The 25,583-nt window shown below is 70.5% G+C and carries 27 protein-coding genes; 13 read left to right on the plus strand and 14 right to left on the minus strand.

Annotated elements, in window-relative coordinates; all coding sequences use genetic code 11:
* The first annotated feature begins 1 nt into the window (after window position 1).
* From ETD83_RS10155 to ETD83_RS10175, 5 genes are all read left to right on the plus strand, one after another.
* Window positions 2–1,069, plus strand: coding sequence for an Ldh family oxidoreductase (locus tag ETD83_RS10155; protein WP_138644818.1), 1,068 nt, complete (start codon window positions 2–4; stop codon window positions 1,067–1,069).
* Window positions 1,066–1,854 carry an N-acyl homoserine lactonase family protein gene (locus tag ETD83_RS10160; RefSeq protein ID WP_138644819.1) on the plus strand — a complete coding sequence of 263 codons (789 nt, stop codon included), beginning with the start codon at window positions 1,066–1,068 and terminating at the stop codon, window positions 1,852–1,854. The genes ETD83_RS10155 and ETD83_RS10160 overlap by 4 nt, the downstream gene beginning before the upstream one ends.
* 620 nt (window positions 1,855–2,474) lie before the next feature.
* Window positions 2,475–3,089, plus strand: a complete 615-nt coding sequence (locus ETD83_RS10165) for a hypothetical protein (protein ID WP_138644820.1) — start codon at window positions 2,475–2,477, stop codon at window positions 3,087–3,089.
* Window positions 3,070–3,528, plus strand: coding sequence for a hypothetical protein (locus tag ETD83_RS10170; RefSeq protein WP_138644821.1), 459 nt, complete (start codon window positions 3,070–3,072; stop codon window positions 3,526–3,528). The genes ETD83_RS10165 and ETD83_RS10170 overlap by 20 nt, the downstream gene beginning before the upstream one ends.
* Entirely contained in the window at window positions 3,525–4,103 is a 579-nt protein-coding gene (locus ETD83_RS10175) for a hypothetical protein (protein WP_138644822.1), read from the plus strand. The genes ETD83_RS10170 and ETD83_RS10175 overlap by 4 nt, the downstream gene beginning before the upstream one ends.
* A gap of 176 nt (window positions 4,104–4,279) precedes the next feature.
* Here the strand turns inward: ETD83_RS10175 and ETD83_RS10180 are convergent, their stop codons facing one another.
* On the minus strand, window positions 4,280–5,635 hold the full coding sequence (locus tag ETD83_RS10180; RefSeq protein ID WP_138644841.1) for an LVIVD repeat-containing protein: 1,356 nt from the start codon (window positions 5,633–5,635) through the stop codon (window positions 4,280–4,282).
* 253 nt (window positions 5,636–5,888) lie between these two features.
* Here ETD83_RS10180 and ETD83_RS10185 point away from each other — a divergent pair, with 253 nt between their 5' ends.
* The 3 genes from ETD83_RS10185 to arsB all read left to right on the plus strand — a co-directional run bounded on the left by ETD83_RS10185 (window position 5,889) and on the right by arsB (window position 7,947).
* A complete protein-coding gene (locus ETD83_RS10185) occupies window positions 5,889–6,524 on the plus strand; it encodes a DUF305 domain-containing protein (protein WP_138644823.1) in 636 nt (211 codons plus the stop codon).
* Between the two features lie 29 nt (window positions 6,525–6,553).
* Window positions 6,554–6,862, plus strand: a complete 309-nt coding sequence (locus ETD83_RS10190) for an ArsR/SmtB family transcription factor (protein ID WP_138644824.1) — start codon at window positions 6,554–6,556, stop codon at window positions 6,860–6,862.
* 65 nt (window positions 6,863–6,927) lie between these two features.
* Complete coding sequence (gene arsB, locus ETD83_RS10195) at window positions 6,928–7,947, plus strand: ACR3 family arsenite efflux transporter (RefSeq protein WP_138644842.1); 1,020 nt, start codon at window positions 6,928–6,930, stop codon at window positions 7,945–7,947.
* A gap of 7 nt (window positions 7,948–7,954) precedes the next feature.
* Here arsB and ETD83_RS10200 read toward each other — a convergent pair whose 3' ends face one another.
* Together ETD83_RS10200 and ETD83_RS10205 are read right to left on the minus strand one after the other, a co-directional pair.
* Window positions 7,955–8,557 carry a response regulator transcription factor gene (locus ETD83_RS10200; RefSeq protein ID WP_138644825.1) on the minus strand — a complete coding sequence of 201 codons (603 nt, stop codon included), beginning with the start codon at window positions 8,555–8,557 and terminating at the stop codon, window positions 7,955–7,957.
* Window positions 8,554–9,786 (minus strand): sensor histidine kinase, encoded by a 1,233-nt coding sequence (locus ETD83_RS10205; protein ID WP_205717582.1) that lies wholly within the window; start codon window positions 9,784–9,786, stop codon window positions 8,554–8,556. Before ETD83_RS10205 ends, ETD83_RS10200 begins: the two co-directional genes overlap by 4 nt.
* Window positions 9,787–9,892: 106 nt before the next feature.
* Here ETD83_RS10205 and ETD83_RS10210 point away from each other — a divergent pair, with 106 nt between their 5' ends.
* Both ETD83_RS10210 and ETD83_RS10215 read left to right on the plus strand, forming a co-directional pair.
* Window positions 9,893–10,312, plus strand: a complete 420-nt coding sequence (locus tag ETD83_RS10210) for a hypothetical protein (protein WP_138644826.1) — start codon at window positions 9,893–9,895, stop codon at window positions 10,310–10,312.
* Window positions 10,305–10,871, plus strand: coding sequence for a hypothetical protein (locus ETD83_RS10215; protein WP_138644827.1), 567 nt, complete (start codon window positions 10,305–10,307; stop codon window positions 10,869–10,871). The genes ETD83_RS10210 and ETD83_RS10215 overlap by 8 nt, the downstream gene beginning before the upstream one ends.
* 319 nt (window positions 10,872–11,190) lie before the next feature.
* Here the strand turns inward: ETD83_RS10215 and ETD83_RS10225 are convergent, their stop codons facing one another.
* The 3 genes from ETD83_RS10225 to ETD83_RS10235 all read right to left on the minus strand — a co-directional run bounded on the left by ETD83_RS10225 (window position 11,191) and on the right by ETD83_RS10235 (window position 13,880).
* Entirely contained in the window at window positions 11,191–12,033 is an 843-nt protein-coding gene (locus tag ETD83_RS10225) for an SCO6745 family protein (protein WP_407921475.1), read from the minus strand.
* An 89-nt stretch (window positions 12,034–12,122) separates the two neighbouring features.
* The gene (locus ETD83_RS10230) at window positions 12,123–13,172 is read right to left on the minus strand and encodes an LLM class flavin-dependent oxidoreductase (protein WP_138644830.1); all 1,050 of its coding nucleotides are present in this window, start codon (window positions 13,170–13,172) and stop codon (window positions 12,123–12,125) included.
* Window positions 13,173–13,286: 114 nt separating this feature from the next.
* Window positions 13,287–13,880, minus strand: coding sequence for a TetR/AcrR family transcriptional regulator (locus ETD83_RS10235; protein ID WP_329602734.1), 594 nt, complete (start codon window positions 13,878–13,880; stop codon window positions 13,287–13,289).
* Window positions 13,881–13,915: 35 nt separating this feature from the next.
* Between ETD83_RS10235 and ETD83_RS10240 the strand changes: the two genes are divergently transcribed.
* The gene (locus ETD83_RS10240; protein ID WP_329602735.1) at window positions 13,916–14,281 is read left to right on the plus strand and encodes a VOC family protein; all 366 of its coding nucleotides are present in this window, start codon (window positions 13,916–13,918) and stop codon (window positions 14,279–14,281) included.
* A 160-nt stretch (window positions 14,282–14,441) separates the two neighbouring features.
* Window positions 14,442–14,816 (plus strand): alpha/beta fold hydrolase, encoded by a 375-nt coding sequence (locus ETD83_RS10245; RefSeq protein WP_205717583.1) that lies wholly within the window; start codon window positions 14,442–14,444, stop codon window positions 14,814–14,816.
* 26 nt (window positions 14,817–14,842) lie between these two features.
* On the opposite strand, the gene ETD83_RS10250 is transcribed toward ETD83_RS10245, so the two are convergent.
* The 4 genes from ETD83_RS10250 to ETD83_RS10265 form a co-directional block, all read right to left on the minus strand.
* Window positions 14,843–15,481, minus strand: coding sequence for a 4Fe-4S single cluster domain-containing protein (locus ETD83_RS10250; RefSeq protein ID WP_138644832.1), 639 nt, complete (start codon window positions 15,479–15,481; stop codon window positions 14,843–14,845).
* Window positions 15,478–16,803: a hypothetical protein gene (locus tag ETD83_RS10255; RefSeq protein WP_138644833.1), complete on the minus strand. Its 1,326-nt coding sequence runs from the start codon at window positions 16,801–16,803 to the stop codon at window positions 15,478–15,480. The genes ETD83_RS10250 and ETD83_RS10255 overlap by 4 nt, the downstream gene beginning before the upstream one ends.
* Window positions 16,803–19,043, minus strand: a complete 2,241-nt coding sequence (locus tag ETD83_RS10260) for a serine/threonine-protein kinase (protein WP_138644834.1) — start codon at window positions 19,041–19,043, stop codon at window positions 16,803–16,805. Before ETD83_RS10260 ends, ETD83_RS10255 begins: the two co-directional genes overlap by 1 nt.
* 325 nt (window positions 19,044–19,368) lie before the next feature.
* Complete coding sequence (locus tag ETD83_RS10265) at window positions 19,369–19,860, minus strand: DinB family protein (RefSeq protein ID WP_138644835.1); 492 nt, start codon at window positions 19,858–19,860, stop codon at window positions 19,369–19,371.
* Window positions 19,861–20,014: 154 nt separating this feature from the next.
* Here ETD83_RS10265 and ETD83_RS10270 point away from each other — a divergent pair, with 154 nt between their 5' ends.
* Entirely contained in the window at window positions 20,015–20,887 is an 873-nt protein-coding gene (locus ETD83_RS10270; RefSeq protein WP_230420809.1) for an alpha/beta fold hydrolase, read from the plus strand.
* A 57-nt stretch (window positions 20,888–20,944) separates the two neighbouring features.
* On the opposite strand, the gene ETD83_RS10275 is transcribed toward ETD83_RS10270, so the two are convergent.
* From ETD83_RS10275 to ETD83_RS42350, 4 genes are all read right to left on the minus strand, one after another.
* Window positions 20,945–22,243, minus strand: coding sequence for a hypothetical protein (locus ETD83_RS10275; RefSeq protein WP_138644836.1), 1,299 nt, complete (start codon window positions 22,241–22,243; stop codon window positions 20,945–20,947).
* Between the two features lie 2 nt (window positions 22,244–22,245).
* Window positions 22,246–23,634, minus strand: coding sequence for a transaminase (locus tag ETD83_RS10280; protein WP_171064118.1), 1,389 nt, complete (start codon window positions 23,632–23,634; stop codon window positions 22,246–22,248).
* Between the two features lie 104 nt (window positions 23,635–23,738).
* Window positions 23,739–24,677 carry an LLM class flavin-dependent oxidoreductase gene (locus ETD83_RS10285; RefSeq protein ID WP_171064119.1) on the minus strand — a complete coding sequence of 313 codons (939 nt, stop codon included), beginning with the start codon at window positions 24,675–24,677 and terminating at the stop codon, window positions 23,739–23,741.
* 690 nt (window positions 24,678–25,367) lie between these two features.
* A partial coding sequence (locus tag ETD83_RS42350; RefSeq protein ID WP_205717584.1) for a hypothetical protein occupies window positions 25,368–25,583 on the minus strand: 216 nt, incomplete at its 5' end.

The following is a 25,583-nucleotide window of genomic DNA, read 5'->3' on the forward strand; positions in this document are numbered from 1 at the left end:
GATGGCGACCGTCCGGATCTCCGCCGCCGAGCTGCGGGACGCCGCGACGCGGATCTTCACCGCGTCCGGGGTCCCGCCGGACGACGCCCGGCTGGTCGCGGACAGCCTCGTCCAGGCCGACCTGTGGGGACACCAGTCCCACGGCGTGCTGCGCGTGGGCTGGTACGTCGACCGCATCCGGTCGGGCGTCATGTCCGGCGAGACGAAGGCGGAGCTCGTCACCGACCACGGCGCCGTCGCGACCCTGGACGGCCACGACGGCATCGGCCAGGTCATCACGGCCCGCGCCGCAGAAGAGGCCATCTCCCGGGCCCGGAACCACGGGATCGGCGCCGTGTCGGTGCGGAACTCGAACCATTTCGGGACCGCCGCCTACTTCACCAGAATGGCGCCGCCGCGCGGCTGCATCGGCATCCTCACGACGAATTCGAGCCCGGCGATGGCGCCCTGGGACGGACGCGGCAAACTCGTCGGCAGCAACCCGTGGTCGATAGCCGCCCCTGTAGACGCCGGCAACCAGATGGTGCTGGACATCGCCAACACCGCCGTCGCCCGAGGAAAGATCTACCTCGCCCGGAACAGGGGCGAGGAGATCCCCGACGGATGGGCGGTCAGCGCGGAAGGCGCCCCGACCCGGGACCCGGCGCAGGCCCTGCTCGGCACCGTCCTGCCCATGGCAGGCCACAAGGGATACGGCATCTCGGTGATGATGGACGTCCTTTCGGGCGTGCTCAGTGGAAGCGGCTTCGGCTCCGGCGTCAGCGGCCCCTACCAGTCCGAACTGCCGGGCAAGTCGGGCCACCTGTACCTGGCTTTGAACATCGCCTCGTTCAGCCCGGTGCCGGAATTCGAGGACCGCATGCAAGCCCTGGTCGCGGAACTGAAATCCGGTTCGCGTGAAGACGCCGAAGAAGTGCACTACCCGGGCGAACTCGAAAGCCTCGCCGAGACGCGGAACGCGCGAGACGGGCTGCTGCTGCCCGCCCGGACCATCGCCGACCTGCGCCAGGTCGCCCGCGACCTGGGAATTGACGTGGACCTAGGAGCCGACGCGCTGGAGGACCGATGAGCGTCACCGTCACCCCGATACGCGTCGGACGGTCGAAGAACGTCCCGTTCGCCGCCGCCGTCTACGGCTCGGCCAGCGACGCGACCATCGACATCCACATGTTCATGTTCGTGATCGAGGCGGACGGGACGCGGGTCGTCGTCGACACCGGGACGCTGGACCCCGAATACGTCCGGCGGCACCACCCGTACGCGTTCGTGCGCACCCCCGAGGAACTTCCCGAGACCGCACTGCGCGAATGCGGGTTCGACCCCGACGACGTCGACTACGTCGTCAACACGCATCTGCATTGGGACCACTGCTCGAACAACAACCTGTTCCGGAACGCCCAGATCCTGGTGCACCGGCGGGAACTCGAATACGCGCTGAACCCGCTGCCGCTGCACGAGCGCGCGTACGAGAAACTGCCCGGGCTGCAGGCGCCGTGGATGTCGGCCTGGGACCGCATCGAAGCCATATCGCGGGAGCAGCAGATCTGCCCTGGCGTTACCGTCGTCCCGTTGCCGGGCCACACGCCCGGCTCCCAAGGCGTGCTCGTCGAAACGGAAACCGGACGCTACCTGCTCGCCGGCGACGCCATGGGCGTCTACGAGAACTGGAACCCGGAGGACTGGCGAAGGAGCGTCGCGCCGACCATCCACACCAATCTCTTCGAATGCTACGAGACGTTCGAGTTCGTCGCCGGCCTGGACTGCGAAGTGGTCCCGAGCCACGACGACCGCATAGTCGAGAGCACCCTGTTCCAACACTCCGTCACGACAGCCAGCCCACACGCAGCCCCTTAACGCGTGCGCGGGGGTACCGACGGGCGACCCCCGCCGCACGCTTGCGGATTCAGGGGATATCCGCCCGCCTGACGGAATGTTCGTCGGCGCGCCCGATGGCAGTGCACGAAGAGCCGGGCCCACCAGGCAACACGTCGCGGATTCGTGTGATTGATTCCCGCGCATTGGCCGGTAGAGGTGCAATTCTCGGACGTGCGCGGTTTCATTGACGGGCGGCGTTTCCTGGCGTTGGCCCCGCGCGTTCCGGGTGGCGTCCGACCATGTCCGGGCCGGTCGGAGAGCAACCGGTCCGGTGCCGTCCGGCGGAAGGGCTGATGGTGGGCGTCGACCACACCAGCGGGACCGACACCAAGGCAGAGACCCCCGACCAGCCGCAGCCGTCCCAGCCGCCCCCAGACCGGCCAGGCACTCAGGGACACCCCACACGCGCCGAAAGCAGGGCAGCCGCCCGCGCCCCCGAGGAGCCGACGTCCGAGGGCGACCCGAAGAACACGAACGAGACACAGGCCGACGAGCCCAGCACGGACGACAGCGAAGCCCCGCAGGCGATGGAGAACGCAGGCCAACCCAGCGAGCGGGGGACGAACAGGGGACCGAGGGCGGAGTCGTGGGCCCGCGCGATGGAGCCACAAGAGGCGGCACAGGCACCGGAAACGCCCGGCACCGAGGCGCGCGACGACACCGAGCCGTCTCCGGAGACTGCTGAGGAAAGACCGGACGAAATCCCAGACGGCACCGGCGAAGACCGTGGTACTAACTCTGAGGACGAGCCCGAGTCCCCGGAATCAGAGGAGAACGACCCCGACCGATTCGCCGGACTCCCGACCCGCGCCGCCCTCGACCCCGCCGGCGCCGGCGAACTCACCCGCGAACGCGGCGCCCCCCTCACCCCGATCAACGAAAACCAGGACCTGTCCGAACCCGAAGACGCGGAAAAGTTGAGGCATATTCTGCGTCGCAACAGAGAAAATCCGGATGACGCGGAGAAGAATCTAAATAATTTGACCTCCAATATGGATGAGCTTTTGGAGAGGCCGCCATCCGGTAATCCGATCAGCACGCAGGACACGAGCAACCGGGGGGGCCAACTTCATGGCGATCAGCAGCCGGGCGTGCAGGGCGGGAGTGTATTCTACGCCACCGTGGCCATCGCCATGGTGACGTGGAAACTGCACGAAAAACTAAGTGGACGGATAAGGGAGCGTGTAGGAAGAGATGACGATAGCGATCGATAAGCAGGTTTCCGCACTGCGCGCGCAGCTCGCGGGGCGCGCCGACGAGAACAGGCGGCTGCTGGGTGAACTGAGCCACGAAGAGCTGAACGTAGGCTATGCAGCAGTCATATCTGCCGCCTTCTTTGAGCTTGCGCGGCGACGCTTCATCAAGGATGGCAAACCTGCCAGTGACGTCGAGATCATCGAGTTCGTAGCGGAGGCGCGCGGTCGGACGACGGACGCCGCCGAGATCATCGATCCAGCGGTTGCCGAGATCGCAATCAATTACGTGCTCGGCAAGCTCCCGTTGGATGCTTATGACGACGTGGACGATAATGTCGGGTTCCGGGTCAAAAGTCTGCTGGTGGCGGTCATGGTCGCAGACGAAGACTTCAGCGAGGCCGAACTGGACGCCTTCATGACCAAGGTGCGGGAACTCACTCTGGACTCGCTTCGGTGATCGATTGGTCAACCGTAGAGATCGAGGACAAGCACGTTACTGCGCTGCGTCTGCTCTTACGTGAAGGCCCCGACGCCTGGCAGCGATTGCAGGATGAGGCGATGATGTCAGACCAGGCCGCGGCCGGTTATATGCAAATGTTCCACGCCGCGTTCTCCGTCGCAGTACGGCGGAAGTTCACCCCAGACCACAGTGTCCATGAGGTAGTTCGTTATGTGGCAGAACTGCGGATTGAGCTCAAGAAGCATAGCAATGAGGACTTGAGTCCGCGCATAGCGGAGAACGCCATCCGCGGCAGCCTCGGGAATGCGGCCCTTCAAAAGGAGAACGAGGCGCTGGTTGACGAGGACATCAAGAATCTCGAGCACCTCATGACCGCGGAGTCGCTCGTGTTGTTCGACGTGCTGCTAACGGAAGAGAAGTCCGGCGAGGGCGAAGTGGAGGCCTACGTCCGGGAGGCCACCGACCTTGCGCGGCGGTGGGTGAGCGAGAAGCAGGATGCCCAGGCGGAGGAGCGAGGGTCGGCGGGGGAGCCGTTTTCTCCAGGGACGGTCAGCGAGCCGGGCCCTGCTTGATCTTCTCCAGCACGTCGGCGGACAATGTTCGAAACAGTGGACCGAGCGGCTCTGATTATCTTCCCGCACTGAGTGAGGGCCCAGGTCGTAGGGAAAAGGCGTTTGCAGTAAATGCGATGGGTCCCCGGCCCGCCGGGCGGTATCGCTCGGCGGGCCGGGGACCCGGGTTTGTCAGGTCAGTCGAAGTAGTTCGGCTGGGACTGGGCGTTGAGAATGTCCAGTCTGACGCGCTTGGCTGCGTCGGTTCTGCGGTCCCGGAGGTCGATGACGTCCAGGCCGCGCTGGATCTCGTTGGAGTAGATGTAGCCGTTGTAGTAGTACGTCGACCACGTTCCGGCCAGGTACTGCAGGTTGTTCGCCCACTCGCCGCGGTCGAGCCAGGCGATCTCCTTCGGGTTCCGCGAGTCGGTGAAGTCCATCACCGAGATGCCGCCCTGGTACCAGGACTGCACCATGATGTCCTTGCCCTTCACCGGGATCAGCGAGCCGTTGTGGGCCACGCAGTTCTCGTTGACGGTGTTGTGGCGCGGAATCTTGTAGTAGCTGCGGAACTTCAGCTGGCGGTGTTTGCCCTTCCCGACGATGTCGTAGATGGCGTTGGCGCCCTTTTCCGGCCCGATCTCCGGGTTGCAGGTCGCCGCCGAGCCGCCGCCCAGCTCATCGGTGAACACGATCTTCGTGGCGCTGTTGTTGAACGTCGCCGAGTGCCAGAACGCGAAGTTGTCGTCGTCGCGCACGGTGGTGATGGTGCGCGGCTCCAGCGGGTCGGAGATGTCGAACAGCACGCCGTCGCCCATGCAGGCCCCGGCCATCAGGTCACGGTCGGGGTAGGCGGTCAGGTCGTGGCAGCCCGAGGTGGCCCGGGTCTGGTTCGGCCACTGCGTGTCCGGCGGGTCGCCGGGGTTGCCGCCGTCCGGGAACAGCACCGGCTCGGCCGCGACCTCGGCCGCCTCCGGGTTCCGCAGCGGGACCTTCACGATCGAGATCAGGTCGTGCGGGGTCTTGCAGTCCGGGTAGGTGTCGTTCGGTGAGTACGAGGACACGTAGATGTAGGCGTTGCGCCTGCTCGGGACGAGCGTGTTGGTGTGCGAGCCGCACTTGGTCTCGACGGCCTTGACGTAGCGCGGGTTGCGCACGTCGCTGATGTCGAAGATCTTGATGCCCTCCCACGCCGACTTCTCGGTCGCGGGCTTCGGCACGGACTGGCACGAGTCGTCGCTCCGTGAGCTGTCCGTCGACAGGAACAGCAGGTCCCCGGCGATGGACACGTCGTTCTGCGAGCCCGGGCAGTGCACGACGGTGACGACCTGCGGACGCCACGGCTTGCTGATGTCGTAGACGGTGAAGCCCTCGTAGTTGCCGCCGAAGGCGTACCGGCCCTTGAAGGCCCAGTCCGAGCCGTAGGCGGCCGGCGCGGCGAGCGGTCCCTGCTTGGGGATGTTCGCCAGGTGGTGCATGTTCGGGGTCTTGGTGATCTCGTCGCTCGGGGCGCGGCCCGTCGCCGACGCCGCCGGGACGAGCACGGTGGACATCACCAGGACGATGCCGGTGAGGGTCCCCAAGATGGTTCTGCGTCTGGTTCTTCGGTGGGGAGCAGGCGTCACCCCGGACTCCTTTGTCTGCGCGGCTCCGTGAATGGATCCTGATCTCCCGGAGTATGGAGTGTTTTGGGTTCAATGTATAGGTCTGAACATGTCTGTATACGACTTGATACCAAAGGTCCCTTTTGTTTAACCCTGTTCGATGGATACGGTCCGGGGAGCGGCTGGACGCGCGGGAGGTTGGATGAGGCACCGGATCGCGGTGGCGGGCGCGGCGGTCGCGATGGCCGCCGGTGTCCTGACGGGATGTGGCGGCGATGGCGAGCCCGAAGCCGCCCCGTCGCGGACCGTGGTGGTCCCTGGTCGCCCCGGCGAACCCAACAAGACGCAGGTCGCGGGCCCGCGGACGGCCGCGCCGCCCACCGCCGCCGAGGTCAGGTTCGTGCAGATGATGATCCCGCACCATGCCCAGGCGCTGGAGATGTCGGCGCTGGCCCCGGGCCGGGCGTCCGACAAGCGGGTGCGGTCGCTGGCCTCCCGCATCGACACGGCGCAGAAGGTCGAGATCTCGGCGATGCGGTCGTGGCTGGAACAGAACGCCGAGGCCGTCCTGAAGGCGTCCGGGCGCAACCACGGCGGGCACACCGGGATGCCGGGGATGGCGACGTCGGCGCAGCTCAAGCAGTTGCGGGACGCGAACGGCGCCGCGTTCGACAAGCTCTACCTGACGTTGATGATCACCCATCACCAGGGTGCGCTCACCATGGTGAAGGACGTTCTGGACAGGGGGACCGACGTCACCGTCCAGGAGATGGCGCGCGACGTCCAGTCCACGCAGATGGCCGAGATCGGCCGCATGCAGGGGCTGATGGCGGGCTGACCGGCCGCCTTGCATATCATTCGACGGTGATGTCAGTCAGAACTGATGTGTTGAAGGTGCTGGCGGACCCGCTGCGCGCCCGGATCGTGACATTGCTCGCGGGTGAGGCGCTGTGCACCTGCCACCTGGTCCAGGAGACCGGAGCGAAGCAGACCAATATCTCGAACCACCTGCGCGTCCTCCGGGACGCGGGCCTGGTGGACGCCGAGCCGTGCGGCCGGTTCACCTATTACCGGCTCCGCCCGGAGGCGCTGGACGGTCTCGCCGCGCAACTCGGTGAGCTGGCCGATGCCGCCCGCGCCGCCCGCGCCGAAGGCCGGAAGAGGCCGTGCCCGTGACCGCCGCCGAACCCGCCGCCGCGGGCGCCGGAGCGGACGCGTCCGGGCTGGTGGGCAGGCTGTCCATGCTGGATCGGTTTCTGCCTGTGTGGATCATCGCCGCGATGGTGGTCGGTCTCGGCCTGGGGCGGGCTGTGCCCGGGCTGGACGACGCGCTGGCCAAGGTCGAGATCGGCGGTGTCTCGCTGCCGATCGGGCTCGGGCTGCTGGTCATGATGTATCCGGTGCTGGCCAAGGTCCGCTACGACCGGCTCGACACCGTCACCGGCGACCGCCGCCTCATGGTCGCCTCGCTGGCGCTGAACTGGCTGGCCGGCCCGGCGGTGATGTTCGCGCTGGCCTGGATCTTCCTGCCCGACCTGCCCGAGTACCGCACCGGCCTGATCATCGTGGGGCTGGCCCGCTGCATCGCCATGGTCATCATCTGGAACGACCTGGCCTGCGGCGACCGCGAGGCCGCCGCCGTCCTGGTCGCGCTGAACTCGGTCTTCCAGGTCATCGCGTTCGGCGCGCTGGGCTGGTTCTACCTCAAGGTCCTGCCCGGATGGCTCGGCCTGGAGACCGACGACCTGCACTTCTCCACCGGAGAGATCGTGGTGAACGTGCTGGTGTTCCTCGGCGTCCCGCTGCTGGCCGGGTACCTCACCCGCCGCACCGGCGAGAAGGCCCGCGGACGTGAGTGGTACGAGACCCGGTTCCTGCCCCGCATCGGCCCCGTCGCCCTGTACGGGCTGCTGTTCACCATCGTCATCCTGTTCGCGCTCCAGGGCGACACGATCACCGGGCGGCCCGCCGACGTGGCGCGGATCGCGCTGCCGCTGCTGGTGTACTTCGCGCTGATGTGGGGCGGCGCGTTCGCGCTCGGCCGCGCCGTCCGGCTGCCCTACCCGCGGGTCGCGACGCTGGCGTTCACCGCCGCCGGGAACAACTTCGAGCTTGCCATCGCGGTCGCCATCGGCACGTTCGGTGTCACGTCGGGCCAGGCGCTGTCCGGCGTGGTCGGGCCGCTGATCGAGGTGCCGGTGCTGGTCGCGCTGGTCTACGTGTCGCTGTGGCTGCGCCGCCGGATGCCCCGAGCGGGCTGAGGCGAGGTCAGATCCAGCCCTCTTCCCAGGCGCGGTGCGCGGCGGCGTGCCGGGAATTCGCGCCCAGCTTCGCCATCGCGGACGACAGGTAGTTGCGGACCGTGCCGGGCGCGAGGTGCACCTCGGCGGCGATCTCGGTGACCGAGGCGCCCGTCCGGGACGCGCGGAGCACCTCCAGCTCCCGGCCGGTGAGCGGGCGGTCGTTCTCGGTCAGCGCGGACGCGGCGATGTCGGGGTCGACGTAGCGGCGGCCCGCCGCGACGTCCCGGACGATCTCGGCCAGCCGGGTCGCGGGCGTCGTCTTCGGCACGAAACCCCGGACCCCGGCGGCCAGCGCCCGCCGCAGCACCCCCGGACGGGCATGCCGGGTGACGAGGATGATCTGGGTGGGCAGCTCGGCGCGGATCCGCTCGGCGGCGTGCAGCCCGTCCGCGGGCGGCATCTCCAGGTCGAGCACCGCGATGTCGGGACGGTGCTCGCGGGCCAGCCGGACGGCGTCGGTGCTGGTCGCGGCCTCGGCGGCGACGGTCAGATCGTCTTCGAGCTCCAGCAGGGCCGCGAGCGCGCCGCGGAGCAGGTCCTCGTCGTCGGCGATCAGCAACCGGATCATCGGGCGCCCGCCCCGGCGGGCAGCGGCAGGGAGCCGGTCAGCTCGAACCATCCGCCGTCGTGCCGCCAGGTCAGCGTGCCGCCCGCCTGCTCCAGCCGTTCCGCCAGGCCGCGCAGGCCGGTGCCCGAGCCGGCGGGCTCGGTCGCGCCGTCGTTGCGGATCCGGATGCGGGCCGAGCCGTCCGCCACCCGGTAGCCGATCGTGGCGTGCTGTGCCCGGCTGTGCCGCAGCATGTTGGTGGTCGCCTCGCGCGTCACCAGTCCGAGGAGGTGCCGGGCGGTGTCCGGCAGGACGTCCGGGCTCGTTTCCTGCTCCACGCGGGCGTCGATTCCGGCAGCCGACAGCACTTTGGCGGCGTTGGCGAGTTCCGCGTCCAGCGTCGTGCGGCGGTAGCCCTGGACGACCGCGCGGGTGTCGCGCAGCGCGTCGACCGCAAGGCGCTGAACTTCCGTCATCTGCGCCGCCGCCCGCGCCGGGTCGGCATCCGCGAGGCGCGCCGCCAGCTCGCTCTTGAGCGCGATGACCTGCAGGTGGTGGCCCTGGATGTCGTGCAGGTCGGCGGCGAAGCGCAGCCGTTCGTCCTTGACCGCCAGCTCGGCCGCCATCGCGCGGGCCCGGTTCAGCCGGTCGGCGACGTCCCAGGCCCAGAGCATCCCGAGCATCGTCCAGGCGGTGAAGGCGACCAGCCCGGCTGGGAACGCGGTCGCGAGCCGCCATCCGTCGCCGGTGGCCGCGCCCGCTGTCCCGCCGATCAGCGCGGCGGCGACGATCGCGGCGGCGATGAGCACCCGGCGCCGCTCCGGCGGGAGGAACGTCGCGGTGACCGACACCATGATCGCGGGCGCGAGCGGCCAGAGCCGCTGGCCGGGCAGCGTCAGCGGGATCACCCCGAGCACGGCCGCGGCCGCCCCTCCGGCCGCCAGCCACGCCATCGGCGGACGGCCCGCGGCCGTACCGGCGGACGGCATCCGCCGCCCGATCAGCACCACCAGCGCGACGGTCATGACGATCAGCGCGGCGGCGGCGACGGCGCGAGCCCAGACGGCCAGCTCCGGAAGCGCGATCCAGTCCTTGGCGAACAGGGCGAGGAAGAGGACGAACATGCTGGTCAGCGTCCAGCGGGTGTGATGGCGGAACCGGTCCAGGTTCGTCTCGCGGGCGGCCGCGCCGCCGAGCGGGAGGCGGACTCCGGCGCCGTGGGGCGCATGACAAATGTCATCGGATTCCATGACGACTCCCTGCCCTTCCGTGCGGTTCCGGCACTGCCGGACGTTCCGGGCGTCCGGCACCGTAGAACGCGAAGATACCCCACCCCCGTACCGAAGGGACACCGTCATGACGACACGGACCGGCCGCCCGAGCACGATCGGCCGGCGGCACTTCCTGCGCCACTACCTGGAGATGATCGCGGCGATGTTCGTCGGGATGGCCGTCTTCGGCATCGCCGTCCAGGGCCTTCTCGCCCTCGCGGGGCTGGAGCCTCCCGGGAGCGCGGAGTGGGGCTCCCTGGAGATGGCCGCCGAGATGTCGGCCGGGATGGTCATCTGGATGCGCTACCGGGGGCACGGCTGGGCGAGTTCCCTGGAGATGACGGGTGCGATGTTCGCGCCGCTGGCCGTCCTGTTCCCGCTGCTGTGGCTGGGGGTGGTCTCGGAGGGCTCGCTGATGCTCCTGGAGCATCTCGTGATGCTGCCGGCGATGTTCCTGCTCATGCTCCGCCGTCGCGCCGAGTACGGGAGCGCCGCTCATGTCTGACATCGCCCCCGCCGCACGGCGCTTCCGGCCCGCCGTGGGGCGCTTCTGGCCCGCGGCCCTCGCCGCCGCGATGGTCCTCCCGACCTGGAACGGCGGAGGGCCGGAGCAGGTCACCTCCCTGGCCCAGGCGCTCTCGCTGCTGCCCCTGCTGTATCTGCTGGTCGAGACGTTCCACTGGCGCCGTGGGACGTGGGCCGTGCTCGCCACCCTGCTCGTGTCCTTCACCGCGCTGCAGGCGGTGGACGTGGTCGACCCGGCGGCGGTCGTGGCCGCCGTGGCGCTGGCCGTCCTGGTGTGGGGCGGTGTCCGGGGACGCCTGTTCACGTCGACGGCGCTCCAGGCCCAGGCACTCGGCATGATCGGGTTCGGGGCGGTGACGCTGGCCGGGCTGATCGTCGCCCCGGACGCGGGACGCTACATCGTCGCGGCCGGCTGGTTCGCGCACGGCCTGTGGGACCTCGTCCACCTGAAGCGCGACAAGGTCGTGCTCCGCTCGTACGCCCAGTGGTGCGCGGTGGTGGACGTCCTCATCGCCGCCAACCTGGTCCTGGTTCATTGACCGCTCGCGCCGCGCCGATCACGCCAGGGCCTGGACGTGATCGGCGCGGCCGTCCGTGGGGCTATCCGGCCTGGGCTAGCCGGCCTCGGCGAGCAGGCCGTCCTTGCGGATCGTGCGGAGGACGTCGTGGGCCCGCGATCAGGTAGCCGTTGCCCATCGCCTTGCCGAAGGTCGTCAGGTCGGGCATGACGCCGCAGACCTGCTGGTAGCCGCCGAGCGCGTGCCGGGACCCAGTGATGCCCCCTGTATTTCGTGTACGGCGACCAGGCCACCGAACGCCACCCGATCGAAGCACGCCACTAGGGCCCCGGCCCCCGCCCTAGGTGGGCGGACGCGGCATGCCGATCAGGTTGGGGAATGGCATTTCGCCGTTCTCCACGACGGTGCGGGCGAGGGGGAGGAGCGTCCGGTGGAGGCCGTCGGGGTCGTCCAGTGCCTGGTAGGGCGGGGTGGCGAGCGCGTCGGTCCGGTGCTCGATGTCCGCTCTCAGGGCCCGGCCCGCATCGGTCGCGCCGTCCCCGTCCATGAGCCCGCGGGCGGCGAGGGCGGTGGTGGCCTCGTCCCAGTCCTCCTGCGACCATCCGCGGCTCTGCTTCAACTCCTCCGCGGGGACGTTGCCGATGGCCGAGGCCAGGACATTGGCCTCCAGCCCGTTCAGACCCTCGACCGCCAGGACGGCGATATGCCCGTCGCCACGGTGCTCCCGCAGCGTTGTCGCCAGTTGCCAGAGCGCCGCCACGGGATCGTCCGGGAGGGGCAGGTCGCGGTTGGCGGCGAACAGCACCCGCCCGGCTCCGTCCACCGCGTCGACCGCCGGGCGCAGCCGCCGCACCGCCTCGGCCGCCATTGCGTCGATGTCCGGTGCCACGCGCCGGAGCGCCTTCGCCGCGGTCGCGTTCCGCATTCGCAGGATGCTTTCGGGCGGGGCGAACGTCCAGGCGTCCGGGATCGCGCGCCGCACCCGGGCCGGATTGAAACCGTAGAAGGATGCCTCGATCACCCCGGCGGGAACGGGGCCGAGCGGTGCGCCGCGGCTTCCGAAGTACCCCATCCAGAATCCCCTGAGGCCGACGTCCTTGTTCCCGTCGACGCACTCGGGCGAGAAGTACGTCACCGTGTGGAGGGGTTCGAGAACCATCCAGAAATCCCGCGCGATGGACACATTGATCCAGATTCCCCGTTCCCACCGCGATCAACCGGCACCGCGATCAACCGGCACCGCGGCCCCCGCGCCGCGGTGCCGGGGACGCATCACTTGAACGGGGGCATCAGGTGTTCGTGGATCAGGCGGAGCTGGCCGTCCACGCCGGGGACACCGGTGAGGTCCCGTCCGGTGAACGACTTCACCAGCGCCGGGTCCGTGATCGCGCAGATCATGTGGTTGACGCCGGTCGGGGCGATGTCGCTCTCGATCTTGGCGCGGACCTCGTCCGGGGTGCCTGCCAGGGACAGCCTCTCGGTGATCTCCGGGGTGGTCTTCTCGATGGCCCCGGCGAGGTCGCCCGCGCCGATCGCCTCGATGATCGGGACCATGTCCGCCGGGTCGACGCCGTTGCGCTCCAACTGCTCGGCCGGCATCGCCGACGCGTACAGGCCGACCATGCTGCGGGCCGCCTCCTTGGCCGCGGCCGAGTCGGGCCCGACCGCGAACACCACCCAGGCGCCGATGTCGAGCGTCCGCCAGTCCTTGCCCGCGCGCTCGGCGCCCGCCTTGACGTGCTCGACCGCGTACTCGTACGCGGCGCGCGAGTAGCTCAGCGCGTGGTGGACGCCGTCGGACAGCTCACCGGCCGCCTCGAACGACTTCGGCCCGCGCATCGCGCCGATCTTGACCGGCACGTGCTCCTGGACGGGACGCGCGAACGTGAACAGCCCGTCGTAGGAGTAGAACTCGCCGTCGCGGGTGATGGAGCCCTCGTCCAGCAGGGTCCGGACGACCCCGACGGCCTCCTTCACCCGGGTGAGCGGCTTGGTCGTCGTCCAGTCGATCTTGTACTGGGCGAGCACGCCGAAGTTGCCGCTGCCGAGGACGACCTCGGCCCGGCCGCCGGTCAGCTCGTCCAGCGTCGCGGCGGCCTGGGCGATCAGCGACGGCTCGCGCAGCGTCACCGCCGACACCGACGGGCCGAGCCGGATCTGCGAGGTGTCCGCCGCGGCCGCCGCGAACAGCAGCCACAGGTCCTTGTGCCACGGCTCGTCGGCCGCGTAGACGGCGTGGAAGCCGAGTTCGTCCGCGAGCCTGATCGAGGCCAGCGACTCCGAGAGGGGGTAGTCGGGGAGCATGGCGTAGCTGAACTTCACGGGATACGTCTCCTTGCGGTGCGCGCCGTTCGCGCACGTTTGGGGGGCCGTGGGAGATCGTAGGTGTTCCGTTGTGTTCAGTCGCTCACTTTTCGCACACTCGCGTTCGGGGGCTCAGCCGGCGCGGAGTTTGGCCGCCCGGGCCTCTCCCAGCGCGGTGATCGCCTCGGCGAGGAGCGTCATCTGGTCGGCCAGGCCGCGGCCGGGCTCGGCCTGCAGCGCGACGAAGGCGCCGTCGAATCCGGCGATGCCGAAGTAGTCCAGCTCGTCGGCGACGGCCTGGGCGATCTCCTCGCCCGCCGGGGCGAAGGACGCCGCGATCATCGCGTTCATGTGCGCGCGGCCGTCCCGCCGGACCTGCTCGATGATGGCGTCCACCTCGGCCTCGGCGGCCTCGGCGCTGATGACCAGGAGCAGGTGCAGGCGCAGGAAGTCCGGACGCGCCATGAAGACCTCGCCGGTGCGCCGCAGGAACCAGGTGAGCCGTTCGCGCGGTGTGGTCCCGTCCGGCCCGTCCGCCTGCGCCGCCCGCATCGCCGCGAAGAACTCGTAGGCGCCGCGCGCCATGACCGCCGACAGCAGCCCGGCCTTCGAGTGGAAGTGGTGGTAGACGGCGCTCTTGGGCAGGCCGCTCTCCCGGCTCAGCACCGACAGCGAGGTGGCGGCGTAACCGCGCTCCGCCATGATCCGGGAAGCGGCGTCCAGGATCTCCTCCCGGGACCGGTGACCGCGGCGTCGCCGACCTGATCTTCCTGCGCTGCAACCCGCGCCACCACTCCGTCGCGTTCGGGGACATGCCGCACCCGAAGAAGACCCACCACTTCATGGTCGAGGTCACCGACATCCGCGACGTCGGCACGGCCTACGACCGCTGCATGGACGCCGGGCAGCCGTTCGAGATGACCCTCGGCATGCACCCGAACGACCACATGTTCAGCTTCTACGTCCGGACGCCGTCGGGCTTCAGCGTGGAGTACGGCTGGGGCGGCCTGCTCGTGGACGACGACACCTGGCAGGTCAAGACGCTGGACCGCCTGCACAGCTGGGGCCACCGCCCGCCCGAGGTCGTCGCCGGGCTGCTCTCCCAGGCGGGAAAGGACGCCCACTGATGCCGCTGACCCAGGCCGACACGGCGCGCACCGTCCAGACCAAGGACTGGAAGCTCCGCTACTACGAAGCGGGCGACGGACACCCGGTCGTCCTGCTGCACGGGAGCGGCCCGGGCGCGACGGGCTCGTCGAGACCTACCGGGAGCCGAGCCCCGGGAACATGCGCCGGCTCGTCGAGATCATGTGCTTCGACAAGGCCCGGTTCGCCACCCCGGAGCTGTGCCGGGCCCGTTCGGACGCGGCCCTCGCCCGCCCCGAGCACCTGCGCAACTACGTCGAAGGACTGCCGAAGGGCGCGCCGCTCCCGATCTGGGTCAAGCCCGAACTGCTCCCGACGATCCAGGTCCCCACCCTCCTCATCCACGGCCGCGACGACCGCGTCGTGCCCTTCGAGAGCTCCCTCTACCTGCTCGCCTCCATCCCCGACAGCCGCCTGGTCCTGCTCAACCGATGCGGGCACTGGGCCATGATCGAGCACGCCGACGAATTCAACCGCCTGGTCACCGACTTCCTCCGCAACACCCCCACGCGCTGACGCCGAAATTCTGGGGGCTGGCCGCCTCAGGTGCGCCAGGTTGTTGTGGTGTAGGTGATGCCGGTTTTGGTCAGGTGGTCGGCTATGTGGTCCATTTCGCCGGGGTTGGGGATGCCGATGAACCAGAGGCGGTTGCCGTCCTGGACGGCCTGCAGGCGGGGGCCGTCGGGTGGGACGGTGCGGTAGCGGTCCTCGCCGAGCGGGGTGAGCGGCACCAGGCGCTGGTTGGACGATCCGCGCCATGGCTCGTCGGTGGTGCGGCGGGCCACGTACGGGCCCGTCAGCACCGCGTCGCACAGGGTCAGGACGCGGCGGGCGGACGCGTCGCGGCGCAGCAGGCTCAGCGGGTATCCGGAATAGACGAGGACGTCGATCGGGCGTCCGGCACGCCATTCGTGGATGCCGAGGAGGAGTTCGGCCACCGCTGGGGCCTGCTGGAATGGTTCTCCGCCGGAGATGGTGATGCCCGTGACGTCGTCTACCGAGTCCAGCCATTCCAGGATGGCCGTGACCTTGACCGGGGAGGTGTAATCCGTTGCCCAGGTGTCCTTGGCCACGCAGCCGTCGCATCCGATGGTGCATCCCTGGACCCAGATTCCGACCCGACGGCCCGGGCCCAGCGTTGTGACAGGGTAGTGGATTCGGTTGAGGAAAAGGTCGGTCATTGCGGCATTTCTCGTTCCCGGGCCTTGGGCCGCGGACGGGACCGGGCCGGCGCCGCGGCCTTCGTGACGGGGACCCGGTCGCGTTCGCCGGGGCGCAGCTCCATCCGGGTGCCGACCTGGACGCCGTTGACGGCCAGGCGCTCGCGCACCTCCTCGAAGCTGTCGCACCAGTCCTGCTCGCGTTCCCGGTCGACGCGGCGCGCGTCCTGGCCGTCGCGGTGCTCGGTGCGGAACACCATCGAGCGGAGCTCGCCGTCGTCCAGGACGAGGGCGACGGCGTGTTCGGGCCAGTCGTCGCGGGACAGTTCCAGGCGGCCGTTCCCGCCGGTCAGCGTCGTCACGTCCGCGGACACCTCGAAGCCGAGGTCGTCCGCGGCGGTCAGCACGGCCTGGCGGAGGTACTCCTGTTCGGCGGCGGCCTGGATCTGCGCGCAGCGGCTCAGGGTTCGTGTCCGGAGGGCGGGGTCGAGGTCGCGGCGGCGGGCGACGACGTCGGTGAGCGCCTGCTTGAGCTCCAGACCGTCCTGGTCGGTGGCGTCCGCGAGTGCCTGCAGCATGACCGCGGCGTCCAGCGCGTCCGACCGGCGGATGGCGGCGCGCGTGTCCGCGGCGTCGACCCGCTGGCGCAGGTCGGCCAGCCGGGTGCGGGCCTCGCCGAGGTCGCGGACCAGGGCCTTCCCGGCGGCGCGGCGGACGGCGGCGAGATCCTCCGCGGCGACGTCGGCGGGGAGGCGCGCGACGATGCGGGCGACGTCGGCCGACAGCGACTCCGGGTCGCGCGCGGCCGTCAGCCGGGTCCCGGGCCGGGACGCGGCGCGCATCGCCTCCGCGACCTTCTCGGCGGAGAAGATCTCGGGTCGCGGCTCACCCGGCCGGACGACCTGCCACGCCTCGGCCAGGTGCCGTCCGATCTCGATCGCCGCGGCATCGGTCAGCCAGGACTCGACCTCCGCGATGGCGGCGTCCGCGCTCGCGCACCAGGCGGCGAGGTCGTCGATCTCGCAGGCCAGCGGCATCGGGGCGGGCAGCGAGAGCGGGCATTCCCCGGACGTCACGGCCGCGCACTCGGCGGCCAGCACCGCGATGCGGGCGTTGCGGTCGAGCACGCGCAGCGCCGCGTGCTCCCATTCGGATCTGCATTCGTGCTGCCGTTCCCATTCCGCCTGAGCGGCCTCCAGGCGCTCGCCGAGCGACGCCATCACCCCGCCGGTCGCCGCCGTGAGGGCCCCGGCCGCTCTCGCCGCAAGGACGGTGCCGCCCGCGGCCAGGACGACGGCGCCCCCGAGCAGCACGCCCACCTCGTAGATTCCGGCGGCGCTCATCAGCCCTCCAATGCCTTGCGCTTCTCGTCCTCGTGCCATCGCGTCCAGCCCGACCAGCGCCGGTACGTCCACGCGCCGTAGACCGCCGTGACGACGAGCGGCACCATCGGCGGGAACACCTTCGTGAGGACGCTGAGCACGGCGGCCGACAGGACGACGATCAGGCAGCCGACGCAGCCTCCCGTGTCGCTGACGGCGTCCCCGGCGCGGCCGCCCAGCACGCCGACCTTCTGCAGCAGCGAATACCGCGGGTGATACATCGCGCCCATCGTGACGGCCAGCGTGATCTCCGTGGCGGCCTGGCAGATCAGCACCCCGGCGGCCACCACCGTGGCGATGTCGCTGCTGCCGGAGAACACCGACAGCAGGAGGAACCCCGCCCAGACGACCGCCATCAGCACGCAGCCGGCCACGGCCACGGCGACCGCGGCGACGCGCCCGCCGAGGCGGTCCGCCTCCCGCTGCTGCCAGCGCATCATGCGCTCCTGCTCCTGGCGCTGCCGGGCGGTCAGCTCCCGGTGGATCCGCCCGGCCTCCGCCGCGGCGGCGGGCAGCGCCTGCCGGACGACCAGCAGCCCGGCGGCGTCATCGCCGGCCTCACGGGCCAGCTCATCGAACCAGGGGACGGGGACGGGCAGCGACTCCCGGCCGGCCGGGATCTGCTCCGCCAGCCGGGCCTTGGCCTCGTCGGCGTCCAGCGCGATCAGGAGCAGCTCGGCCTTGACGTCCGCGGTGCGGGAGGTCCCGAGTTCTGGACGGCGCTCGCGTGCCCGGGCGGTGATCTCCTGCCAGCGGCGGGTGGCGTCGTCCAGCCTGGCCTTCACCTCACCGAGGTCCTCCCCGCCGGGGCATTGCGCGAGTGTCGAGAGAACGTTGTGCTCGGTCAGGTCGTCCACCACGCGTTGCGATCTGCGGTGCTGGCCGGCGGCTGGGTCCAGCGCGGCGGCGGCCAGCGCGCCCAGGTTGGCGGCGGTGATGGCGCCGCCCGCGTAGATCGGCGGCATGCCGGGGTTCAGCCAGCGCAGAAGCATGAGCAGGCGGACGTCGGCCGGAAGCAGGCCCTCCATTCGGTCCAGCAATTCGTCGCGCGCCTGGACGTCATGAATCCGGGGGTCGTCGAACTGCCGGAGCCAGGTCTTCAGCGTCTCGCGTGCGGCCCCGCCGCGGGCGAAATAGCGCTCGGCGGTCTCGTCCCAGCGTTCGGCCATCGCGGCCGCCAGTTCCGCCCGGTCCGTGTAGAGCTGCTCGCCGAAAAGGAAAGGCTTGACCTCCGCGGTCGTCAATGGCGAATCGACGCTTTCGTGAACCGGTGGAGATCCTCCGGCGAGCCATTCCGCCACTTCGCCGCCGCCCCAGCGGTCGTCAGGGTCGCGGACGAGAAGGCCCCGGCAGAGGAGCCGCAGCCGTTCGTCCTCGACCCCGGACACGTCGATCGGACGGGACGCGAGGTGCAGCATCACCGCTTCGGGGACCAGGTCGGCGAAGGGCGGCTCACCGAGCGCGAGTTCACGCACGATCATCCCGAGCGACCACCAGTCGCGCATGACGGAGACGAATCCCGCGAAGGTCTCCGGGGCCGAATAGGCGAGGGTGTGGCCGGCGGAGGAGAACATCGCGGTCTGCTTCACGTAGCGGCTGAGCCCGAAGTCCGCCAGCGCGAGCCGCAGCGGGTCGCGAAACCGCAGCAGGATGTTCTCCGGCTTCAGGTCCCGGTGGATGACGCGATGCTCGTGCAGGACGGTCAGCCCGTCGGCGACCTGCCGCACCACCTCGGTGATCACCTCCGGGGAGGCGGCCCCTCCTTCGTTCGCGAGGTCGCGCAGCGTCCCGTGCGGCAGGTACTCCATGACCTCGAACGCGCGTCCGCCGGCCTGGCCGGTGTCGCGCAGGCGCACGATGTGCGGCGAGCGCACGCCCCGCAGCGTCTCCCACATCTCGCGGTTCGGCGTGATCCCGCGCCGGTAGAGCTTGAGCACCAGCTCCTCGCCCGCCTGATCGCGCACCCGCAGCATGTCGGCCTCGGCGCCGGCCGCGTCCAGCTCCGCCACGATGGCGAAGCGGACGGCGAGTTCGGGCGGCAGCGTCAGCAGCGACTCCGCACCGGCCACGGGGACGTCCTCGCGCCGCGTCCTCCCGGCCGAGTCATCGTCCGCCGATGCGGTGCCGCCCCCGCCGATCGGATCCAGTGAGGTCGCCGTGGTCTCCCGTCGTGTTTCCCCGGACTCGGCGGGATCCTGCATCTTCTCGACCCCCTGGGGCGTCAGCGGCTCGCCGTCCCGTCCACGCGGAGACGAGCCGGGTCCGGTACGCGAGGACCCTCGGTGGATCGATGCACTGGGAGCACCAATGAGGACGCGCCTGGTACGGGCACACAAATGCTAGCCAGCCACGGCGACCCATTGCGAGCACGCACCCGGACGAAATGATTGGCCGCCATCGGCCCCAGGCTCCCGCCGCCCTGTGGGTAAAACGCCATGGTCCAGGGCCGGGATTCGTGTTGTACTGCCCCCGGTCGCCAGACGCGCCATTAAACCGTCACCTCACGGATACAGGACGGGAATGGTGTCAGCGTCCGGTGCTGCCGTCGATCAGTTCTCGCAAGATGTCGGCGTGTCCCGCATGCCGTGCGGTTTCCTCGATCAGGTGGGTCAGCGTCCAGCGCCTGGACGGCCCGGGACGGCCGCCTCCGCCCGAACGGGGACCCGGCCGGCTGAGGTCGTCCCAGGACGCGATCTCCGCGTTCGCTTCGACGATGGTCTCCCGGTAACCGGCGAGGATCATGTCGGCGGTCTCGTCCGGCGTGGGGTGAAAGGTGGCCTGCCAGTCGGTCACGTCGTGGCCGAGCAGCCAGCTCTGCTCCACGTAGGTGAGGTGCTTGATCAGCCCGAGCAGGTTCGTCCCGGACGGCACCCCGGGAGTACGGGCCTCGGGCTGCCGCGCCCCCTCCGCTTTCGCTGCGACCGAGGCGCGCAGGTAGTCCAGAAAGCCGATGAGCACGTCCTTCTCGCCGGGCCCGGTCTTAGGAGGTCCTGTGTCGCGGTTGCGCTTGGTGCTCATCGCCGTCCTTTCGAGTGTGCCGCCGCGTGGTGAATGACCACCCTCGCCCGGCCTGCAACGACCAGCCAAAGATATTGCCGACATGGCAAGCCCGGGTGCCATGGCCCCCTTGCGGGTTCACGGGGTGTCGGACGTGCGAAGTAGCGTTGATGTGGTGTTCGAGGGTTTCGATGAGTTCGACGTTCGGACGTCGCAGACGACGATTCACGGTGTCCGGGGCGGGTCCGGGCCGCCGGTCCTGCTGCTGCACGGCATCCCTGAGACGCATTTGATGTGGCATCGGGTCGCGCCGGTTCTGGCCGAACGGTTCACCGTCGTCGCGACCGACCTGCGCGGTTATGGCGCGAGCGGTAAGCCGCCCAGCGCGCCCGACCACGGGCCCTACCGGATGCGGGTGATCGCCGCCGATCAGCTGGAGGTGATGGCGGCGCTGGGCTTCGACCGGTTCGCGGTGGTCGGCCACGACCGCGGTGCCCGGTGCGCGTACCGGATGGCGCTCGATCACCCGGCGGCCGTCAGCCACCTGGCGGTGCTGGACATCGTGCCCACGGGTGAGGCGTACGCCCGCGCCGACGCCGATTTCAGCCTCGGCTACTGGGTCTGGTCGTTCCTGGCGGCTCCGGCCCCGGTACCGGAGAACATGATCGCGGCTGCGCCGCGGGTGCTGGTCGACCACATGCTCGACGACTGGTCAGCCGTGCCCGGGGCGTTTCCCGATCGGGTGCGGGCCGCGTATGTCGAGGCTTTCAGCGACCCTGACACGGTTCATGCCATCTGCGAGGAGTATCGCGCGGCCGCGTCCCTGGACGTGGCCGACGATCGGGCCGATCTCGGGCGACGGCGCATCGCGTGCCCGACGCTGGTGCTGTGGAGCGCCACCGGCCCGGTCGGGCAGTGGTACGACCCGCTCGGCGTCTGGCGGGTATGGGCGTCTGATGTGCGCGGCGGCCCGATCCAGGCCGGGCATTTCCTGCCGGAGGAGGCGCCTGAAGAAACGGTGCGCCATTTGCTGCGACTGCTTGTGTGAGCCTTCGCGGGAGAATGCCGGGATGCATTGCTCGCGATACGGGCGGGTGGCTGTCGGTCAGGGGGTGAGGGGGGTTCTTGAGATGGCGCGGATTTCGTCGTCGGTCAGGAGGCGTCCCAGCCGCGTCAGTTCCGCGTGGCATCGCGCCGTGATGGACGGAAGCGAGGCCGGGTCTACCTTGATGCCGAGGCGGTGCAGGGTGGCGGCGATGACGCGCGGGCCGCTCTGGGATGTCAAAGGAATTCGGCGCTCGTTGCCGAACAGGGCCGGTTGGACGCAGTTGTGCATCAGCGGGTCCACGTCGGACTCGACGATGACCCAGTCGCCGCCGCCCCAGCAGAACGCGTCCGGGCCGGTGATGGGCTGGTTGGTCGCCGGTGTGCGGCCGGTCAGTTCCGCGGCCGTCCGGGACAGTTCTGTCAGTGCGGTAAGGCGGATTCCCGTCTGCACGCCGTAGAGCGCCTCGAAGGCGGCGGCGGTCGCGGCGAGGTCGGCGTTGCCGGGGCCGCCGCAGTAGCCGTTCACCGAGGATTCGACGACGGCCGCGCCGGCCCGCGCCGCGCTCACGGCGCACGCGACGCCGAGGCCGAAGGTGTTGTGCGGGTGGAGGCCGATCGTCAGATCCGGTGCGGCGGTCGCGGTCGCCTGGACGAGGCGCCCGAACGCCTCCGGGCCGAGGGCGCCCGGCCCGTCGAAGAGGGTGATCTCGTCGGCGCCCGCGCTGGCCATGGCCGTCGCGGTTTCGGCGAGTTCTTCGTCCGTCAGGAACGAGACCATTGTGAAGGCGACGGCGACGCGTAGGCCCTGCGTGCGGGCGTGCCCGACGACGTCGGCCATCTGCCCGACGACCTCGTCCCGGGAGGCCGGGATGGACGATCGGTAGATGCCCGCCGCCGGGCCGAACGCGGGCACGGCCACCTGCACGCCGTCGAACCCGAGGTCGCGGGCGAGGTCGACGCCGTCCGTCGCGGACACGAAGGGGCAGTACACGACGCAGTCCGGGTGCTCCCGCCTGACCAGCGCCAGGTCGGCCCGGACCGTGTCCAGGCCGCGTCCGTCACCGTGGTGCCCGGACCGGGACGGGGTGGCGAGGACGATCTCCGGCACCCCCGAGCGGGCCAGCAGGCGCAGGAACCCGGACTTCGCCTCGCGGGAGGCCGTGACGCCGGGCAGCGACTCGATCGCCCGCATGGACGTGTCGCGGAGCCGGACGCGCTCGGGCATCCCGCCGGTCACCGCGGGGTCGCGGTTCGCGGGGCCCACCGACCAGCGCCCCGGTTCGTAGGCGCCGGGCGTCCTCGCACGGTTGATGTCCGCGCGGAACCGTTCGAGCTGGGCTTCGGTGAGGTCGTCCATGGCTAGCGGCCCTTCTTGGCCGCGAGCGCGCCGATCGCTTCGGCGAACAGCGCGCCGTGCAGTTCGACGTCGGACTCGGCTGTCATCGGCGACATCAGCGCCGCGCCGCTCATGGCGTTGATGACGACGCCCCGGTTGGCCAGGTACAGCCATAGCGCCTGGCGCGCCGACGAGCCGACGCGCGGGTAGAGCTGCCCGGCGTTGCGCGGCGGGGCGGGGGTGAACGCGTACGAGACGCGGCCGCCGAGACGTCCGACGTGCCACGGAAGGCCGTGCTCGGCGATGACCGCCGCGACGTCGCGTTCGTAGCGTGCGGCCAGGCGGCTCATGTGGGCGTAGTTCTTGTCGGTCATGACCTCGGTGAGCACCGCGCGCATGGCGCGGACGGCCAGCGGCCCGCCCGCCATGGTGCTGCCGAGGCCGCCGTCCCCGTGCTCGGTGTAGCGCTCCGCCGCCGCGGCGACCTCGCCGGACATCCCGTACAGGCCCGCCGGGACGCCGCCCGCGATCGACTTGCCCATGGTGATCAGGTCGGGGTCCAGGCCGAACTCCCGGGTGCAGCCGCCCGGCCCGGCCGGGATCGTCTGCGTCTCGTCGATGATCAGCAGCGTGCCGGTGCGCCGGGTGAGGTCGCGCAGGGCGGCGTGGAAGCCCGGCTCCGGCCGGATCACCGCGCCGCCGTTGGTCAGCACCGGTTCGGCGAGCACCGCGGCGACGTCGCGCGGGGCGAGGGCCCGTTCGAGCGCGTCGAGGTCGTTGAACTCCACGACCTTCGTGGTCTGGCGGACGTCCACGCCGTTGGGATCGACGCCCGGTTCCGGCGCCACCTCACCGTCGGCGGTCAGGACGACCCCGGCCTGCTCCAGCGAACCGTGGTACGCGCGGTGGAAGACGAGGATCTTCTGCCGCCCGGTGGTCACCCGGGCCAGCAGCAGGGCGAAGCGGTTGGCGTCCGACGCCGACACGGTGAACTGCCAGAACGGCAGGCCGAAGCGGCGCGCCAGCTCCTCGGTCACCGCGACGTGGTCCTCGCCCGCCCAGAGGGTGACGCTTCCCCTGTCGAGCTGGTCGCGTAGTGCCGCGACGACTGCGGGATGGTCGTGCCCCCAGAGCGCCGCCGTCGCGGCCAGTCCGAAGTCGGCGTACTCGTGGCCGTCGGTGTCGTACAGGCGTGCGCCGACCGCGCGGTCCACCACCAGCGGGATGGGCGGCGGGAACTGGCTGATCCAATGCTGCGGGGTGCCGTGCAGCTGGGACAGGCGTGCCCGCTCGCGCAGCGCCGCCGCCCGTGGCCGGGCCTGGACCCACCTGGCGCGCTCCGCGTCCAGCAGCGCGGCGAGCCGGTCGGGGTCGATGCCCGGCGGCACTGTGCTCGGTCGGTCGCTCGTCATCGCTCTCCCCGGATGGTGACGAATCGTTTCCACGGCGCTGAGCGGGTCGACGTAACCGAGCAGCGCGGGCCGCCCGGCCAGCGCCCCGGCCGTGGGCCCGGAGGTCATGCGGGACGGGCCGGCAGCGAGGACACCAGGTCGCCGAACGCCTCGAGCTGGTCCATCCGGTCGTACATCGGGTAGAGGGTCAGCTCGTCCGCCCCCGCGTCGAACAGCTCGCCCAGCCGCTCGGCGCAGTGCTCCGGCGGGCCGAACACGGCGACCCGGTCGGCCATCCCGGCGGCGTCGTAGACGGGGTTCCCCCCGAACGCCCGGTCGAACGCCGGGACGAGCCGCTGCCGCGCCCGCTCCTCGGTGTCCTCGACCGCGATGTAGACGCTCTTGGAGATCGTGAACCCGGCCGGGTCGCGTCCCTGGTCGGCCAGTGCCCGCTGGACGATCTTGAGCTGGTCGAGGAAGTCGTCCGTCGCGACCGGGGCGGCGCCGGTCCATCCGTCGGCGATGCGCACGGCGCGCCGGAGGGCGGGCTCGGCGCGGGCTCCGATCCAGATGGGCGGGCCGGGTCGCTGCACCGGCTCCGGCTGCGACCGGATACCGGAGAACGCGTACAGCTCGCCGTCGTAGTCGGCCTCGGCGCCGCTCCACAGGGCCCGCATCACGCCGATGCCCTCGACGAGCCGCCGGACGGGCCGGTCGGTCGGAATCCCCAGCGCGGCGAGGGTCTCCCGGTGGTAGTCGTTGCCGACGCCGAGCCCGACGGTGAGCCGCCCGCCGGACAGCTGGTCGATGGTGGCCAGCTCCCGGGCCTGGACGGCCGGGTTGCGGCGTCCGGAGTACAGCACGCCGATGCCGAGGCGCAGCCGGTCGGTGACCGAGGCCAGGTAGGACAGCACGTGCAGCCCGTCGAGGGAGAAGTTCCCGGTGCTCAGCGTGTCCTGCGTCCAGATCCCGGCGAAGCCCAGCTCCTCCGCGCGCCGCGCGAACGGCACCAGCAGCTCCGGATCGGTCGGCGCCCCGACCGAAAGCCTGGGACCACTCGGCACGACCCTGTCAGTAACGGATTCCACGCCCCACCGTCCCGGCTATTCGATTCGCGTTTCCTGTCGGACCGCCCCAAGCCGGACCACTCCCCGTGGACGCCCCTGGAGCGCTCCGAGTATCCGAGCGCTGTGTTGTGATTGTCAACAGGAGAGTCGGGAATGCCCGGCAAGTGCACCGGCCGTCCGTCAGCGGAAGTCCGGCGCTCTTACCTCCGGATTTATTGGTCGGCAAGGCTGTTGACGGGACGGCGGTCGGGCGCGGAGCTGTCCCGCCGGCGGGGCGGCGGCCGCCGCGCAGGCCCGCCGCCTGACCCTGGTCGAGCAACGCGTGGCGGGTCCGACGTTCGCCTGCCGCGAGGCCGCCGCCACCCAATTCGCGCGGCCGTGAAAGGGTCGTCCGCCTTCGTCCGGCGTCCTGTCCCGCCGTGACCGGGACGCGCCGCGTGCGGCGCGGCCGTCCCCCGATCCTTCGCCGTCCGATGTGTTTGACCTGCGTAATCGCCATTTCGATCTACGGTTTTCTCGAAGGGCGCCACCGCGCCGCATGGTGTGTCTGCCGATCGCTCCTCAGTTGTCTCGCAGTCTCCCGGAACGGGTCGTCCTCCGAAACGGCGGACGGTGCGGAAACTGTCTCAGAACCGAGACTTTCCCGTTCCCCGACTGTTGACATCGACAACACCGGCGCTCCGCCTCTCAGACGCGGTGGCGGTCATGCCATAGGCCGTACAGCGTCAGGGACAGCCCGGTCACGGTGATTCCGGCGCCCACCGGGAGCCAGATCTCGGGGGCGAGCCAGACCAGGACGCCCGCCATGATCCCCACGAGGACGCAGGCCGCTCCGGCGACCACATGCTGCGGCACGAACACCCCGGGGCCGCGTCCGGCGGGCGGGGGAGCCGGAGACGGGGG

The organism is Actinomadura soli (assembly GCF_005889715.1).
Lineage (GTDB): Bacteria > Actinomycetota > Actinomycetes > Streptosporangiales > Streptosporangiaceae > Spirillospora > Spirillospora soli.